Here is a 16,178-nt window from a genome sequence, read left to right as displayed (position 1 = left end):
GCAAGCCATGCTGATGCGCTGCAGCATGGCAGCGTCGCCTGGCGGCCGGGCCTTTGGCGTCTCCCGGCAGGAAGAGATGCTCGTCGATGGAAAAAGCCGTACCGGGTGACGAACCGTCACGAATCGCCATCAATCGCCTTACCGTGGCGAGTTCCGGGTGCTAACCTTGCCTAGCTACCCCTGCCTTCGCCCTCTGTGCATCGAGGGCAGGCGCTTTGCGTGATTGACGCATGAGAGGAGTCCTATCATGGCGGAAGCCAACCCAGCCAATTCCCGCAACGACGAGATCGACGCTCAGGAAACCGCCGAATGGCTGGATGCGCTCGACTCGGTGATTGCCTCCGAGGGACCGGAGCGCGCGCATTACCTGATAGAGCGGCTGATCGAGCGGGCGCATGGTGCCGGCATCTACCTGCCGTTCAGCGCCAATACCGCCTACCTCAATACCATCCCGCTGGAGGCGCAGGCCCGCAGCCCCGGAGACCAGCGGCTCGAACATCGCATCCGCTCCTATATCCGATGGAACGCGCTCGTGCTGGTGCTGCGGGCGGCGCGCGAGACCAATGTCGGCGGCCACATTGCCAGCTTTGCCTCGGCGGCAACGCTGTACGAGATCGGCTTCAACCATTTCTGGCATGCGCCGTCGGCACAGCACGGCGGCGACCTTGTCTATTACCAGGGGCACTCCTCGCCGGGCTTCTACGCGCGGGCCTTCCTGGAGGGCAGGCTGACGGCCGAGCAGATGGACAACTTCCGCCAGGAGGTGGGCGGCAAGGGCATCTCGTCCTACCCGCATCCGTGGCTGATGCCGGATTTCTGGCAGTTCCCCACCGTTTCGATGGGGCTGGCGCCGATCATGGGCATCTACCAGGCGCGCTTCATGAAATACCTGCAGGACCGGGGGTTCGGTCAGCACGAAGGTCGCAAGGTGTGGGTGTTCTGCGGCGATGGCGAGATGGATGAACCCGAGTCGCGCGGCGCGCTGGGCATGGCCGGGCGCGAGCATCTCGACAACCTCATCTTCGTCATCAACTGCAACCTGCAGCGGCTCGATGGCCCGGTGCGTGGCAACGGCAAGATCATCCAGGAGCTGGAATCGGAGTTCCGCGGCGCGGGCTGGAACGTGATCAAGGTGGTGTGGGGCAGCAAGTGGGATGCGCTGCTGGTGCGCGACAAGGCCGGTATCCTTGCGCGCCGCATGATGGAGTGCGTCGACGGCGACTATCAGACCTTCAAGTCGAAGGACGGCGCCTATGTGCGCGAACATTTCTTCAATACGCCTGAACTCAAGGCGCTGGTGGCGGACTGGTCCGACGACGATATCTGGGCGCTGAACCGCGGCGGCCACGATCCGCACAAGGTCTACGCCGCCTACAAGGCGGCCAGCGAGCATCGCGGTCAGCCCACCGTGATCCTGGCCAAGACCATCAAGGGCTATGGCATGGGCGAAGCCGGCGAGGCGCAAAACATCACCCACCAGCAGAAGAGCATGCGGGTGGAGGCGCTGATGCATTTCCGCGATCGCTTCCAGTTGCCGCTCACGGAACAGCAGCTCGACGAGTTGCCGTACCTCTGCTTCGAGAAAGGATCGAGCGAACACGCCTACCTGCATGAGCGCCGCCAGTCGCTGGGCGGCTACCTGCCGGCGCGCCGCCGGCGCGGGCCGGCGCTGGAGGTGCCGCCGCTATCGGCGTTCGAGGGGCAGCTCAAGGCCAGCGGCGAGGGCCGCGAGTTTTCCACCGCGATGAGCTTCGTGCGCATCCTCAACACGCTGCTGCGCGACAAGGCGCTGGGCCGGCGCATCGTGCCGATCGTGTCGGACGAGTCGCGCACCTTCGGCATGGAAGGGTTGTTCCGGCAGATCGGCATCTGGTCGCAGCAGGGGCAGAACTACACGCCGCAGGATGCGTCGCAGCTAAGCTTCTACAAGGAATCGAAGGACGGCCAGATCCTGCAGGAAGGGATCAGCGAGGCTGGCGCCATGTCGGACTGGATTGCCGCCGCCACGTCGTACTCGACGCACGCCGAGCCGATGATCCCGTTCTTCATCTTCTATTCGATGTTCGGCTTCCAGCGCTTTGGTGATCTGGCATGGGCGGCGGGCGACCAGCGTGCACGCGGCTTCCTGCTGGGCGGGACCGCCGGGCGCACCACGCTCAACGGCGAAGGGCTGCAGCACGAGGACGGGCACAGCCTGGTGTGGGGCGGCACCATCCCCAACTGCATCAGCTACGACCCCACCTTCGCCTATGAACTCGCCGTGATCATCCAGGACGGCCTGCGCCGCATGGTGCAGGAGCAGGAGGATGTGTATTACTACCTCACGGTGATGAACGAGAACTACGAGCATCCGGCCATGCCGCAGGGTGCGGAGGCGGACATCCTGAAGGGGATGTACCTGTTCCGGCGTGGCAAGGAGGGTGCGGCCGGGCAGCCGCGCGTGCAGTTGCTGGGTGCGGGCACCATCTTCCGCGAGGTCATCGCCGCGGCGCAGTTGCTGGACGAGGACTGGGGCGTGCAGGCTGACCTGTGGGGCTGCCCGAGCTTTACCGAGCTGGCGCGCGAGGGCAATGCGGTGGCGCGCTGGAACCTGCTGCATTCGGGCGAGACGCCGCGGCGCTCGCACGTGGAACAATGCCTGGCGCCGATGCAGGGGCCGGTGATCGCCGCCACCGACTACGTGCGCGCGCTGGCGGACCAGATCCGTCCGTTCGTGCCGCGCCGGTACTCGGTGCTGGGGACCGATGGCTACGGTCGCTCTGACACGCGCGAACAGTTGCGGCACTTCTTCGAAGTCGATCGCTACTGGATTGCCCTGACGGCGCTGAAGGCGCTGGCGGACGACGCATCGATCGACAAGGCGCTCGTGCAGAAGGCGTTGCAAAAATATGGTCTGGATGCGGAGAAGCCATATCCGCTGCATGTCTGAGATCTGACGGGCAGGTCTGGCCGAAAGGGCGCAATGCCTGAGTACGTGACTTGACGTGACGTGAAGTGGTGACTTGAGGGGCGTGGCCGGCGGAACAGCGCCGGCCAGCATGCCCAGGTGCGTCATGCAAGGCGAGACATTCCGTTGGCCCACAACCGACCGACTATGGCCAGTTTCTGGCCTATCTTCAACGCCCTGAACTACGGGTCTTCCCTATAGTTGAATCATTCGTTGCACCCCAGTCGGTGCGGCGCGCAAGAAAGCCGGTCGCGTACCCGCTTGTTTCTTGATGCTGCAGGGATGATCGAACATGGACTTTGGAAGATTTCACGGGAAGACGCTGACAGATCGGGAACGGAAGCGGATTTTGTGGGCGCTCGTCGAGACCGAGGGCTTCGGGAGGTTTCTCGAAGAAAGGTTTGCCGGAACAAGGCGATTCGGACTGGATGGCGCCGAAGCCGCCATCCCGGCACTGGAGGAAATTCTGCGTCGCGGATCGCTTCTTGGCCTGACCGACGTGGTAATCGGCATGGCGCACCGTGGCCGCCTCAACGTCCTCGGCCAGATTCTGCGGAAGCCCCCCAGGGCCATATTCAAGGAACTCAAGGGTGGTCCATTGGTTTCCGAATCGGGAGCATCTGCCGACCGCGAATTCGATGGGCGCTCGCTTCATCTCTCTGTGACAGGAAATCCTTCACATCTCGAAACTCCGAGTCCCGGAGATGTCATCGATCGTTCCAGTGTTCTTTCGCTACTCGTCCATGATGATGCGGCCTTTGCGCATGGAGGTGCTGTCGAGGGCTTCGATGGCTTGAAGGGCGATGGCACCGGTGGTTCCGTACATCTGGTTATCAATCGTCAGATCGGTATTCCCCCGGCCCCCCGCCATTCGCGCTCTTATCGCGATCCATCGGACTTCGGCAGGACATTGGACGCGCCAGTCTTTCAAGTGAATGGGGACGACCCGGAGGCGGTTGTTCGCGTTGCCGCGATGGCAATAGCGTTCCGGCAGGAATTCCGCAAGCCGGTGGTTATCGACATGCTCTGCTTCCGCCACGACGGGGATAGCGAGGGAGATGAGCTGGCATTCACGCAACCCGGGGTGAACAGGACCATTCGCGCTCGCGAGTCGGCGCTGGAAATCTACGGCCGGAAGCTGATCGAAAAAGGCGTTATTACCCAAGCGTTCATCGACAGTGCGAAGGCTTCCTGGGCGGCTCGCCTCGCGTCGGAATATGACGCCAGCCACGATGACATGCCCGCCGAGGCCGATTGGCTTGAAGGAAAGTGGGCTGGCCTCTCACTGATCTCGCTCTTTAAACCTCGGCCATTGCACGTGGCATCTCCATGTGTGACTTGAGGGTGAAGGAAAGACAAATGAAATCTCTACATCTGGTCCCGGCGCCGGGACCTTCCGGGCGCTTGCAGGACCTGATGAAGACAGGACTTTCGGCGGTGTTCTGTGGATTGAATCCCGGATTGCAGGCCGCAGCGACTGGCTATCACTTCGCTGGCCATGGAAACCGATTCTGGCAGGCCATCTATCTTGCGGGATTCACCGACCATGAGATCAAGCCTGCGGATTGCCATCGACTGCTGTCATATGGATACGGCCTGGCAACCGCGGTGAGTCGACCGACTGCCAGTGCGAGCGAACTCTCGCATGCGGAGTATGTCGCTGCTTCGCAGCAGTTCGCCCTGAAGCTCGGGTACTTCGGCCCCGCCTACGTTGCATTCCTGGGTAAGGCCGCTTATGCGGCGATGGCCCATCAGCGAATAGTCAATTGGGGGCCGCAGTCGCAGTCAATAGGCGGTTCGAAGGTATGGGTATTGCCCAACCCAAGTGGCCGGAATCGTGGATTCAGTCTTGCCAATCTGGTTGATGCCTACAGCGAATTCCGTCGAACCGTGGAGAGTGAAAGCGCCGACGAGGATTTCCTTGCGGCTTTCGGCAAACAACGTCAACGCGAGTTGAACGGGAGGTAGTGAAATGGTATGGACGACCGACGAGATCGTCGAGCGGGCAACAACGCATCTCAATGATGGAGAGTTTGTCTATCTGGGCCCCGGGTTACCCGCGGCTGTAGCGAGCCGGATTCCGGCAGATACCGAAGTCTGGCTGCATGTGCATGACGGCGTTCCGGGAATGATGTCCTATCCTACGGATGATTATATGGACGCGGGGTTCATCGCTGGCAGTCGGGAGCGACATGCCGATGCGCGGCAACGGGAGGTATACCACTCCACGGATTCCTTCGCGGAGATGACCAGCGCATCCATGGACATGGCGATCCTTGACGCAAGTGGCCAGTATGGAAATGGGGTGGCGATTGCCCAATGGGCGATCGGCAGCGGCGCCAGAAGCGTTGTGCTCCTGCTTCAATCAGCGCGCGGGATCAAGGACATCGCCGATTCGTTGATGGGCAGCGAGGGCGATGGTGTCAGCTACAGAATCATCTCCGACTCGGTGGTCGTGGATGTCACCCCAAAAGGCGTGACGTTTGTCGAGGCGATGAACGGTACAACGCGCGCTGATATCGAGGCACTGACATCACTGCGATTTGCATGAAATTCGTGCCGGACGTGTCGCGGAAGGCTTGAACGGTCGCGTCCATCGAACGTATTTTCCTGGTTCCGCGATTCACGGTGGCCAGAAACCGGCAAAGGTTGTCTCCAAACAGCCTCGCGCAGCGGAAACTCCACTCAGTACCAAACCTATACTCGGCACATCGCTACAGGGTAACGATGTCCGTGTGTAGTCCTTTACTGAGGAGAACCGATGCAGACTGTGCCACCCCCCATTGAGCGCAGCATTGAGGAACGCGAGATATCGGTAAAGCATCTCCCTGTGAATCTCTTTGCCTCGGTCATGGGAATCTCGGGGCTTGCCCTTGCCTGGCGACTCGCCGCACATCAGTACGGCGTCAGTCCGGTCGTCTCTGGCGTGATCGGCCTGGTGGCCGTGATCGCGTTTCTGATTCTGGCCATCTCGTACACGGTGAAACTCGCAAAGTATCCGAATGCGGTGATGCACGAGTTTCGACATCCCATCGCCGGGAATTTCTTCGGCACCGTGCCTATTGCGGTCTTGCTGATTTCTTCGATTATTGGCGAAGCCGATCACGGCGTGGCGGAGGTGGTGTGGGCCATCGGGGCGATTGGCACCATTGCGCTCTCGTTCACCATTTTCAGTCGGCTTTTCCAGGGAAAGATCGATTCCGGGCATGCGCTGCCGGCCTGGCTGATCCCCGGCGTCGCGACACTCGACATTCCTGTTGCAGGCGGGGCAATGCGCATGCCGTGGGCGCACGAGCTCAACATCTTTTCACTGGCTGTCGGGACGATTCTTGCTCTGGTGTTCTTCACCATGATTGTGTCCCGGTTGATTCATCATGAGAAGCTGGCGAGCAATATGATTCCGTCGCTCATGATCCTCATCGCGCCATTCGAAGTGGGGTTCCTGGCGTACACGAACTTCATGCAGCGAATCGATGTGTTCGCGGCAGTCTTGTTCTATTTCGGATTGTTCCTTTTCTTTACCCTGGTGCTCAAGGTGTTCCGCCGAAGCATTCCGTTCACCGCGGGTTGGTGGGGCGTCAGCTTTCCGATTGCGGCACTGTCGAATGCGGCATTGAAATATGCGGATACGGTTCGCCTCTGGCCGATTACCGTGCTGGCGATTCTTCTGCTGGCGTTCTTGAACGTGGTCATCGTCATGCTGTTCATACGAACCATGCGGACTGTGTTCAACGGTGACTTGCTATCCGGCAGGTGATGCGCCTGTTGCAATAGAGGCTTGAGAAATAGGGTGCGCGTCGTACGACGGCTCGCGCCTCTTAGTGCTCGACGATGGCGGCTGCGTGCGATGCCGAAATCCGGCCCACCCGGCGCGGTTTTTGCGGCATCGGATGCTCGCTGTTGTTGCGCTGCTCCGCGGCATCGCGTGACGCGCCCTCGCTCTCCAGGAAGCGCAGGCGATATTCCTTGGGCGTGATATCGAGGCGTCGTGAAAATATCATCCGCATGTGCGTGGAGCTATGGAATCCGCATCTGAAGGCGATGGTTTTCAGAGGCACATCCGTCTGCTCAAGCAATTTTCTCGCAAAGTCAACGCGTACCTGCTCGACGAAGACAGAAGGCGAAACCTTGGCGTGCTTCGCGAAGGTACGGCTGAACGTGCGTCGGCTCACGCCTACCGCGTCCGCCAATTCCTCGATCGAGAAGGCGTCGGCAATATGGTCGTTGACGTACCGTAGCGCCTTGCTGACGATGGAATCCTCTTCCGGGCCAACGGCGAGATATGGGCTGTACTGGGATTGCCCGCCATCGCGGCGGATATAGACAATCAAGCGCTTTGCAACTTTCACCGCCAGCGCGTGCCCGAGGTCTTCCGCGACCAATGCGAGACACAGGTCAATGCCGGCGGTAACGCCGCCACATGTAAACAAGCTGCCGTCACGGACAAAAATCTTGTCTGGCCGTACGCAGGCGCGAGGGAAGTGCTCCTGAAGCCGTTTCGTTTCAGACCAGTGCGTGGTGACTTCCCGCCCGTCAAGCAGCCCCGCATGGGCGAGCAGGAATACGCCGTTGCAAACTGCACCGAATCGCTGTGTCGACAGTGCCTTGTCGTGAAGCCAGGACAGGAATTCCGGGTCGGGCTGCATCTCGGGAGCGCGTGGGCCCCCGGCTACCAGCAACAGATCGCAGTTGTCGGCGTAATTGCGATAGTCCACCGGCACGCTGATTTGCATACCATTCGAACAGGTGACGCTATCGGGACGCACGCCCACCAACGAAATCTCGTATCGCTTGTGGGGTGGCAATAGCGCATTGGCCTCCGCAAAAACATCCATCGGACCAGCAATGTCCAGCGCTTGTACGCCATCAAACACAACAACAGCGAGTTTCATTAATTGATCTGTTCGTTCACTTCTAGACTGACGTCACGGCTATCGCATTCTTGAGCGCAACTGTCTGGGTTGTTCGAGCAAAGTCAAACGACCGACGGCTTGCCAAGTGCGTCAGGAGACATTTCGCCGTCAACGCGCTTGCATCTATTCCACGCTGTTTAGAATATCAGATGTTGATCCGGCAGCGTGGACCGAGCCACCGATCCATCATTCGATCTCCAATGCATCTGCGGTGTCACTTTAGCGATCTAAATGAGGTCAGCGTGACGAGATATCTGCAATTCGCCCAGATCACCATGCTAGCCGTTACAGGCTGCGCCCGCGCGGATAGCACGGTGATCGTCAATGGTCATCAGGTTACGGTCACCGGCAACAACAGCTATGTCGAAGTGAACGGAACGGTATATCGAGACACCGGAGGCGTGACGGAGGAGGCAAAAGGCCCGATCGCGATGGAAACCCGCTCGCTCGACAAGTTCACGGCCGTTTCACTGAACATCCCGGCCAACGTCACGTATCGGATCGAGCCCACGCCGCGCGTGACGGTGACGGCGCAGGCCGACATCCTGGCGAAAATCCGAACCGCTGTGGAAGGGAAGGTGCTGGTCATCGGGGTATCCGGTCCCATCGTGACGAGCAAGCCCATCCAGCTCGATATCGAGGGGCCGAATCTCACGGGCATTGGTGTAACGGGCGCGGGGCAGTTCAGTGCGTCCCGTCTGCGCGGAAAGGCCGTGACGTTTGACGTCTCCGGCGCGGGGCACATCATGGCGGACGGCGTGGTCGAGCGTGCGGACGTCGATGTGAGTGGGGCCGGGCAGGTGGACCTCACGGACCTTCGCACGAAAGAAATACGTATTGATGCTTCCGGCGCCGGCCGCGTGCAGGCTCACGCCACCGAGATTGCGGACGTGAATGTCAGCGGCGCGGCAGATGTTCGCGTCGCGGGCAATCCAGCCAGGCGCCACGTGGATCGAACCGGGGCCGCCTCGGTCAAATTCGAATAGCCCGCGGCACCTTGCCGTTGACGCCTGTTCGACGTGCAGACATACGAGATTCCGGAGAATCCGACGCCATGGCCAGAAATGAGCAGGGAATGTCCCCAAACCAACATAGCTAGGGCGTCAATGAAAATCCGCAAAGCGTAATCTGGTCCCCATCAGCAGTCAGGAGATTGCTGATCCTGGCGGGCACAGGGACCTGGTGGCAGAAGTCACGGGGTTTTGCACAAGCTGACGCGGACCGGATCGCACTGAAAGTTGCCTCTTTTCGCCGTCGGAACTTTGTCTTCGTGTACCTGTGGAAGCATTGGCTTGGCCAAGGCGGCAGCAGGTGCTGCCTTGGGTTATGGCAGATACCGGGCGTGAGCCCGACTGAGGACAGAGTCATCATGATGATGCGGAATCGGAATACCTCCTTTCTATTCGGAGGCAATGCTCCATATGTCGAAGAGCAATACGAGGCATACCTTGCCGACCCGAACACGGTGTCGGAGGAATGGCGCGGATATTTTGACGCATTGCAGGGCATGCCGGCGGTTGATGGATCGGATGCGGGTGACGTCGCGCACGCGCCGGTGGTGTCTCGTTTTGTCGAGTTGACCAGGCAGGCGCGCAGTGGCGGACGCTCGGAGAACGAAATATTGGGTTTCGCCCGGAAACAGGTCGCCGTTCAGGCACTGATTTCGGCGTATCGCATGGTCGGCACCCGCAATGCCCATCTCGATCCGCTGCGCTGGACCGCGCCAGTGCCGTTGCCTGAATTAAACCCGAGCTACTACGGGTTGTCCCAGGCGGATATGAACACGAAGTTCAGCATGTCGGGCGCTTATTTTTCAGGCGACGATGCAACGCTCGGCGATTTGGTGCAGGCGCTGACAGAGACATATTGCGGGACACTGGGCGCCGAGTTCATGCATCTGGCCGATCCGGACCAGCGTAACTGGTGGCCAATGCGTCTTGAGCCTTCGCGTTCAAAAGCGACCCTGGATGGCGGCGACAAGCTGCACATTCTCGAACGGCTGACGGCTGCCGAGGGCCTTGAAAAATACCTGCATGCACGCTACGTCGGCCAGAAGCGCTTTTCGCTCGAGGGCGGTGAATCGCTCATCGTCCTGCTGGATGAATTGATCGCATACGGTGCCACGAAGGGCGTCAAGAGTTCGATTCTCGGCATGGCACACCGTGGACGCCTGAATGTTCTCGTCAATATTGTGGGGAAGCCGCCGGCTGCGTTGTTCGACGAGTTCGAGGGGAAGACCGCGCATCTTCTTCCGGCCGGCGACGTCAAATATCACAAGGGTTTTACCGGCTTGCTCCCGACGGCAACCGGACCGGCGGAAGTCACGCTCGCGTTCAACCCGTCGCACCTTGAAATTGTCAACCCGGTTGTTCAGGGCATCGCTCGCGCGCGCGCCGAAGTATTGGGGCAAGGTGCGAGCGCAGTCCTGCCGGTGGAAATCCATGGGGACGCGGCGATTTCGGGGCAGGGCATTGTCATGGAGACGATGAATCTGGCGAATACCCGGGGATACGGCACGGGCGGCACGATACATGTGGTCGTGAATAACCAGGTTGGCTTCACCACTTCCGATCCGAGGGATGTCCGGTCTTCGTTTTATTGCACCGACATCGCCAAAATGATCGAGGCACCGATCCTGCACGTGAATGGCGACGACCCTGAGGCGATTATTGCCGCAACGCGTCTGGCGATTGATTTTCGTGCGACGTTCGGGAAGAGCGTCGTGATCGAGCTGGTTTGCTTCCGCCGCCATGGCCACCAGGAACAGGACACGCCGAGCATCACGCAACCGCTGATGTATCGCTCCATTGCAGGACACCCCGGCGCCCGTACGATCTACGCCAGGAAGCTGGTGGAAGAGGGGATTCTGACGGCGGAAGACGTGGAGGAATATATCCATGACTACCGCGAGCGTCTCGACGCCGCGCAAACCGCCGAAGAGAGGAATCCAGTCGATCAAAACGAAGAGGTGAGCTGGCCGCGACTGCTCGATGGAAACGCTGACCGTATTTACTACACGGCGCCCTTGCCTGATCTCGTTCAAAGCCTGGCACTCAAGATCACGAGCATTCCCGAGCAGTATTCGGTGCATCCGCTGGTCGGAAAAGTCATGACTGCCCGCCGCGAGATGGCGGAAGGCAAGCGTCCGCTGGACTGGGGCATGGGCGAACATCTGGCCTTCGCGTCTCTTCTCTCCGCGGGCATTGACGTGCGCCTGAGCGGGCAAGACAGTGAACGCGGCACCTTCAGCCATCGGCACGCGGTGCTCCACGATCAGAAACGGTCGGCTCGGGGAGAGGGCACATACGTCCCGCTGCGCCATGTGTCCGATAACCAGGGACGATTTTCAGTCACCAACTCGGTGCTGTCAGAGGCTGCGGTGCTCGGCTTCGAGTACGGATACTCGATTGTTCGACAAAATGCGCTCGTATTGTGGGAGGCGCAGTTCGGCGATTTCGCGAACGGGGCGCAGGTTGTTATCGACAACTTTCTGTCCGCAGGCGCTGCAAAGTGGGGGCAGCATAGTGGTGTGACGATGCTGCTTCCGCACGGGCAGGAGGGGGAAGGTCCGGAACACGCGTCGGCGCGCCTCGAGCGCTACCTGCAACTGTGCGCACAGGAGAATATGCGAGTCTGTCAGCCCACGACGCCGGCTCAGATTTTCCACCTGCTCCGGATGCAAGCCATGTCGCGCGATCGCGTTCCGCTTATTGTGATGACGCCGAAGTCCCTTCTGCGCCATCCGGAAGCTGTCAGCAGCCTCGAGGATCTCGCCACGGGGCAATTCAACGAGATCATTGCCGAATCGTCCGCTGAGGAAGTCGCGGCCAACGTCGATCGGGTCATCCTGTGTTCGGGCAAGGTCTACTTCGAACTTCTGGAGCGTCGGCGCAAGGCCCAGAAGGACAATATCGCGTTGATTCGCATCGAGCAGTTGTATCCGTTCCCGGCGAAGCAGATCAGTTCGGAACTGGAGCGCTATCCGAACCTGAAGCAAGTCGTCTGGTGCCAGGAAGAGTCAAAGAACCAGGGCTCGTGGCATTTCGTCATGGAACCGTTGCTGGAAATCGTGAAAGCCCCCGCGGCGCTGCGCTATATCGGACCCGAGGCCGCCGCATCGACCGCACCGGGTTACCGGTCGATGCACCTTGCACGTCAGGAAGAGTTCCTCCACGCGGCGATTGACGAGTAATGCGATGGCCAGGGCGAATCGGAGACGATGTCACCGATTCGCCTTGCCCGGTAGGTACGCCTGATGCCGCGAGCCGTCCAACGATCGCGATGATGGCGGTCTAGAGAACAATACCGTGGGGAGACGCCGGCTCGGGGATCGGGCTCTTCTCGCCGAGCATTTCCATGAGCTCGCGCTCGATCTTCCGGCAGATGAGTGCAATCGGGACATCGTTGGGGCTTCCTTCAAATGGATTCTCGGTGCTTTCGCCCACCTGCTCCAGTGCGAGATACATCCAGGAGATCATCGTGCTGAACGGAATGACCAGCCAGATCATGTTGCCATGCATGAAGCCTGAGACGACATCGTTGAGCTTTTCGAACTCCGTGAGAATGCCAAAGGGAAGCAGGACGCAAAAGGAGCGGACAAACAGCTTGTTGATGACCGCATACTGCCTCGGATACGGATAATCCTTGATTCGCTCCGCCCGTCCTTGCTGTTCGAAGGCATCCCTGATCGAACTTCCAAGCTCCATATAGAAGGCGTTGCTGATCTCGCCAGTTTCCAGAAGCCGCTTGATGGTCGTTGCCTGCGTCCCCAGCAACCGGCTTGTCTTGCTCTCGGCGTGCATGAGCGTGTCGATCTCGGCCTGCGGCAGATACCGCGCGAGTTCCTGTTCCAGCGGCGCTTCCCATTCGGGAACCCGGTAGTGCTTCCGGTATTCCACGTTGGATATGTTGTCCGCGTTTTCCCAAACCTTCGGGGTTCTCAGTTGATAGCGCAGCGCCGTCAGCCATGCGCAATGACGGAGAATCAGTTCTCGCCCGGCCGCCGGTCCCGCTGGAAAATCCCGGCTGATCACCCCCAGGAACCGGCTGCCAGTCAGGATGGCAGTCCAGACCTGTTGCGCCTCGGAGGCCCTGTTGTAGGTCTGCACGTTCTTGAAACCCACGATGAATGACGTGGCCGTGCCCAGCAGTACCACGACGGAAAGCGGGATCGACAGCCATTTCAGTCCGAGGAACTGATACAGGACGATCGGCAGCGCACCGCATGCCAGCAAGGCATAGAGTTGCCGTCTCGACCAAATAATGAACTCGGGCAACGTGTACGATTTTCCCAGGTGCATGGTGTGCATCTCGCGGTGGATTGGCGGCGCTTAGCGCCGAGGTCGGGGCTGCCAGCCAATAATATGGGCAGCCGGCTTCACCCCTGATACGAAGACGGCCGGAGCCCCGGTTTTGTGACAGCAACCAGTGCCTGGGGCTGTTGCCGGGCAGCCCGTGTAGCCGCAGTTTCCGTCTCGCGATTCAGTATTTCATACAGGCCGGACAGCGCGATAGCAGCAATGGAGCTGGCAAACCAGAAGGCGATGGCGCTCAGGAATTTCATGCGGCAGACACAAAAAGAGGCGCGCCCGGGGGGGCGCGGTTTAAAAGGGACGAAGAACGCGTCAGGACGAACCACTCTCGCACCGGATCATGCGATCCAGTCAGCGGCGCGTGGTCACCCCGCGATGCCCAGGGCGCTCGCCACGCCGGCACCGTAGGCGGGATCGGCCTTGGCGCAGTTGTTGACGTGCCGTTCCTGGATATGGCGAGACACGCCCGTCAGTGCGCGCGCGGTGTTCTCGAACAGCGCTTGTCTTTCCTGAGGCGACATCAACCGGAACAGATTGCCGGGCTGTTCGTAGTGATCGTCGTCGACACGATGATCCCAATGGGCCGCCGCGCCGCTCAGTGCCATGGGCGGTTCCCGGAAGTCTGGCTGCTCCGCCCATTCGCCCTGGCTATTCGGGGAATAGGAAACGGTCGCTCCGCTGTTCCCGTCGACGCGCATGGCGCCATCGCGATGGAAACTATGGACCGGGCAGCGTGGCGCGTTGACGGGAATCTGGTGATGATTCACGCCCAACCGATAGCGCGCCGCATCGCCATACGAGAACAGGCGGGCCTGCAGCATTCGATCCGGCGAAAAGCCGATGCCCGGGACGATGGTCGAGGGCGCGAAGGACGCTTGCTCGACCTCCGCAAACACGTTCTCCGGGTTGCGGTTCAGTTCCAGGACACCAACTTCCATCAGCGGATACGTCTGGTGTGGCCACACCTTGGTCAGGTCGAACGGATTGACCTCGTGCGCCAGTGCCTGTTCCTCGGTCATGATCTGCACATACAGGGTCCAGCGCGGATACTCGTGACGCTCGATGCTCTCGAACAGGTCACGATGGTGACTCTCGCGGTCGCGTCCGATCACCTCCGCCGCTTCCACATCCGTCAGGTTCTCGATGCCCTGGTGCGTTTTGAAGGTGAACTTCACCCAGTGACGCTCGTTGTCCGCGTTGATGAAGCTGTAGGTATGGCTGCCAAAGCCGTGCATATGGCGAAAGCTTTTGGGAATGCCACGGTCGCTCATGACAATCGTGACCTGGTGCAACGCCTCGGGGAGAAGCGACCAGAAGTCCCAATTGTTCTCGGCGCTGCGCATGCCGGTACGCGGGTCGCGCTTGACCGCATGATTCAGGTCCGGGAAACGCAGCGGATCGCGGAAGAAGAAGACCGGGGTGTTGTTGCCAACGAGATCCCAGTTCCCTTGATCGGTGTAGAACTTGAGCGCAAAGCCCCGGATGTCCCGCTCGGCGTCGGCCGCGCCACGTTCCCCGGCGACTGAGGAGAAGCGCGCAAACAACGGCGTCTGCTTGCCGACGCGCGAGAAGATGCTGGCCCTCGTGTAGCGGGTGATGTCGTGCGTGACCGTGAAGGTGCCATAGGCGCCCGCGCCCTTGGCATGCATGCGGCGCTCGGGGATGACTTCGCGGTCGAAGTGAGCGAGCTTCTCAAGCAGCCAGACATCCTGGAGCAGGGCGGGTCCGCGTGGGCCGGCGGTTTGTATATTGAAGTTATCGACGACCGGCGCGCCGTTCGCCGTGGTCAGTTTCCGATTGGACATTGTGGCTTTCTTCAGGAATGTTTTGCGGGAACAGCGCGACGGTGGGAACCGCGTCGGCGAGTCCCCTTGTTGGTCCGAATCAGCTACGCAGGAAGGCCAGAAGGTCCTGGTTGAGCTGGTCCTTATGGGTCTCGGCCAGGCCGTGCGGGGCACCCTTGTAGATCTTCAGGATCGCGTGCGGAACCAGCTTCTTCGCCGCGCGTCCGCCCACGTCGACCGGCACAACCTGGTCGTCGTCGCCGTGCACGATCAGCGTCGGCTTGTCGAACTTCTTCAGGTCCGCGGTGAAGTCGGTTTCCGAGAACGCGCGAATCGATTCGTAGGTGTTCTTGAAGCCGCCCATCATGCCCTGCAGCCACCACGACTCAATCATCCCTTGAGACGCCTTTGCGCCAGGACGATTGAAGCCATAGAAGGGGCCGCTCGCGATATCGCGGAACAGCTGCGAGCGGTCTGCGATCATCCCCGCGCGGATCCCGTCAAACGCCTCGATCGGCACGCCGCCCGGGTTGCTGGCGGACTTGACCATCAGCGGTGGGACTGCCGAGATCAGGCCGATCCTTGCCACGCGCGAGGTGCCATGGCGGCCGACATACCGGGCAACCTCGCCGCCGCCGGTCGAGAAGCCGATCGCCGTCACGTTCTTCAGGTCCAGCGTCTCGATGACTGCGGCGAGGTCGTCGGCGTAGTGGTCCATGTCGTTGCCGTCCCAGGGCTGGCTGGACCTGCCGTGTCCGCGCCGGTCATGCGCGACCACCCGGAAGCCGTTCGAGGCAAGGAAGAATGCCTGGTTCTCCCAGCTGTCCGAGGAGAGCGGCCAGCCGTGGCTGAGCGTGACGACCGGACCGCTCTTCGGGCCCCAGTCCTTGTAGTAGAGCTGGACCCCATCTTTGGTGGTGATCCTGTCGCCGGATGGGTTTCCCGCCGCGCCATGCGCAGCGGCGGACGTCGACGGGCGGCTGGTGCCGGCCATCGCGGCAGTCGGGACAACGGACGCAATCGTCGCAGCGACGCCGCCCAGCATGAGGTTTCGACGGCTTGCGTCGTCGGGAGACAGGGTAGGTTCAAGCTTCAAGGTACAGGCTCCGGTGGTGGATGGCCTCGCCATCGCGGTCGAACGGCCCGGGATGGATCGGCCGGGCGAAGTGACGCTGCCGTTGACGGGTGACGGTGCGGGTTGGGCGATGTAAGACGAGATAGC

General features: G+C 60.7%; 12 protein-coding genes. 7 read left to right on the top strand and 5 right to left on the bottom strand.

Annotation, left to right across the window (positions count from 1 at the left end; all coding sequences use genetic code 11):
* Window positions 1-247 precede the first annotated feature (247 nt).
* The 5 genes from aceE to BLR29_RS15770 all read left to right on the top strand — a co-directional run bounded on the left by aceE (window position 248) and on the right by BLR29_RS15770 (window position 6,704).
* Window positions 248-2,929: a pyruvate dehydrogenase (acetyl-transferring), homodimeric type gene (aceE, locus tag BLR29_RS15790; protein WP_092137962.1), complete on the top strand. Its 2,682-nt coding sequence runs from the start codon at window positions 248-250 to the stop codon at window positions 2,927-2,929.
* Window positions 2,930-3,239: 310 nt separating this feature from the next.
* A complete protein-coding gene (locus tag BLR29_RS15785) occupies window positions 3,240-4,289 on the top strand; it encodes a thiamine pyrophosphate-dependent enzyme (protein ID WP_092137961.1) in 1,050 nt (349 codons plus the stop codon).
* Window positions 4,290-4,306: 17 nt separating this feature from the next.
* Window positions 4,307-4,915, top strand: a complete 609-nt coding sequence (gene mug, locus BLR29_RS15780) for a G/U mismatch-specific DNA glycosylase (RefSeq protein ID WP_092137960.1) — start codon at window positions 4,307-4,309, stop codon at window positions 4,913-4,915.
* Between the two features lie 4 nt (window positions 4,916-4,919).
* On the top strand, window positions 4,920-5,498 hold the full coding sequence (locus BLR29_RS15775) for a hypothetical protein (protein ID WP_092137959.1): 579 nt from the start codon (window positions 4,920-4,922) through the stop codon (window positions 5,496-5,498).
* A 210-nt stretch (window positions 5,499-5,708) separates the two neighbouring features.
* The gene (locus BLR29_RS15770; protein WP_092137958.1) at window positions 5,709-6,704 is read left to right on the top strand and encodes an SLAC1 anion channel family protein; all 996 of its coding nucleotides are present in this window, start codon (window positions 5,709-5,711) and stop codon (window positions 6,702-6,704) included.
* Window positions 6,705-6,765: 61 nt separating this feature from the next.
* Here the strand turns inward: BLR29_RS15770 and BLR29_RS15765 are convergent, their stop codons facing one another.
* Window positions 6,766-7,839 (bottom strand): GlxA family transcriptional regulator, encoded by a 1,074-nt coding sequence (locus BLR29_RS15765; RefSeq protein ID WP_255371273.1) that lies wholly within the window; start codon window positions 7,837-7,839, stop codon window positions 6,766-6,768.
* 263 nt (window positions 7,840-8,102) lie between these two features.
* Here BLR29_RS15765 and BLR29_RS15760 point away from each other — a divergent pair, with 263 nt between their 5' ends.
* Entirely contained in the window at window positions 8,103-8,846 is a 744-nt protein-coding gene (locus tag BLR29_RS15760) for a GIN domain-containing protein (protein ID WP_176860971.1), read from the top strand.
* A gap of 383 nt (window positions 8,847-9,229) precedes the next feature.
* Window positions 9,230-12,052, top strand: coding sequence for a 2-oxoglutarate dehydrogenase E1 component (locus BLR29_RS15755; RefSeq protein WP_092137956.1), 2,823 nt, complete (start codon window positions 9,230-9,232; stop codon window positions 12,050-12,052).
* A 100-nt stretch (window positions 12,053-12,152) separates the two neighbouring features.
* Here the strand turns inward: BLR29_RS15755 and BLR29_RS15750 are convergent, their stop codons facing one another.
* The 4 genes from BLR29_RS15750 to BLR29_RS15740 form a co-directional block, all read right to left on the bottom strand.
* Complete coding sequence (locus BLR29_RS15750; protein WP_092138247.1) at window positions 12,153-13,160, bottom strand: bestrophin family protein; 1,008 nt, start codon at window positions 13,158-13,160, stop codon at window positions 12,153-12,155.
* 77 nt (window positions 13,161-13,237) lie between these two features.
* Window positions 13,238-13,423 (bottom strand): hypothetical protein, encoded by a 186-nt coding sequence (locus BLR29_RS31990; RefSeq protein ID WP_143018467.1) that lies wholly within the window; start codon window positions 13,421-13,423, stop codon window positions 13,238-13,240.
* Window positions 13,424-13,537: 114 nt separating this feature from the next.
* On the bottom strand, window positions 13,538-14,977 hold the full coding sequence (locus BLR29_RS15745) for a catalase (RefSeq protein ID WP_092137955.1): 1,440 nt from the start codon (window positions 14,975-14,977) through the stop codon (window positions 13,538-13,540).
* A 79-nt stretch (window positions 14,978-15,056) separates the two neighbouring features.
* Entirely contained in the window at window positions 15,057-16,052 is a 996-nt protein-coding gene (locus tag BLR29_RS15740) for an alpha/beta fold hydrolase (RefSeq protein WP_369804625.1), read from the bottom strand.
* Window positions 16,053-16,178 lie beyond the last annotated feature (126 nt).

Origin of the sequence: Cupriavidus sp. YR651, from assembly GCF_900101625.1 — a bacterium.
Classification (GTDB): Bacteria; Pseudomonadota; Gammaproteobacteria; order Burkholderiales; family Burkholderiaceae; genus Cupriavidus.
This window is presented reverse-complemented; position numbering and strand designations above follow the sequence as displayed.

Bases quoted from the DNA above. Each gene is read 5' to 3' on its own strand.
- BLR29_RS15770 (WP_092137958.1), top strand. From the start codon at position 5,709: ATGCAGACTGTGCCACCCCCCATTGAGCGCAGCATTGAGGAACGCGAG.
- BLR29_RS15775 (WP_092137959.1), top strand. From the start codon at position 4,920: ATGGTATGGACGACCGACGAGATCGTCGAGCGGGCAACAACGCATCTC.
- aceE (WP_092137962.1), top strand. From the start codon at position 248: ATGGCGGAAGCCAACCCAGCCAATTCCCGCAACGACGAGATCGACGCT.
- BLR29_RS15765 (WP_255371273.1), bottom strand. From the start codon at position 7,839: ATGAAACTCGCTGTTGTTGTGTTTGATGGCGTACAAGCGCTGGACATT.
- BLR29_RS15755 (WP_092137956.1), top strand. From the start codon at position 9,230: ATGATGATGCGGAATCGGAATACCTCCTTTCTATTCGGAGGCAATGCT.
- BLR29_RS15745 (WP_092137955.1), bottom strand. From the start codon at position 14,977: ATGTCCAATCGGAAACTGACCACGGCGAACGGCGCGCCGGTCGTCGAT.
- BLR29_RS15785 (WP_092137961.1), top strand. From the start codon at position 3,240: ATGGACTTTGGAAGATTTCACGGGAAGACGCTGACAGATCGGGAACGG.
- BLR29_RS15750 (WP_092138247.1), bottom strand. From the start codon at position 13,160: ATGCACCTGGGAAAATCGTACACGTTGCCCGAGTTCATTATTTGGTCG.
- BLR29_RS31990 (WP_143018467.1), bottom strand. From the start codon at position 13,423: ATGAAATTCCTGAGCGCCATCGCCTTCTGGTTTGCCAGCTCCATTGCT.
- mug (WP_092137960.1), top strand. From the start codon at position 4,307: ATGAAATCTCTACATCTGGTCCCGGCGCCGGGACCTTCCGGGCGCTTG.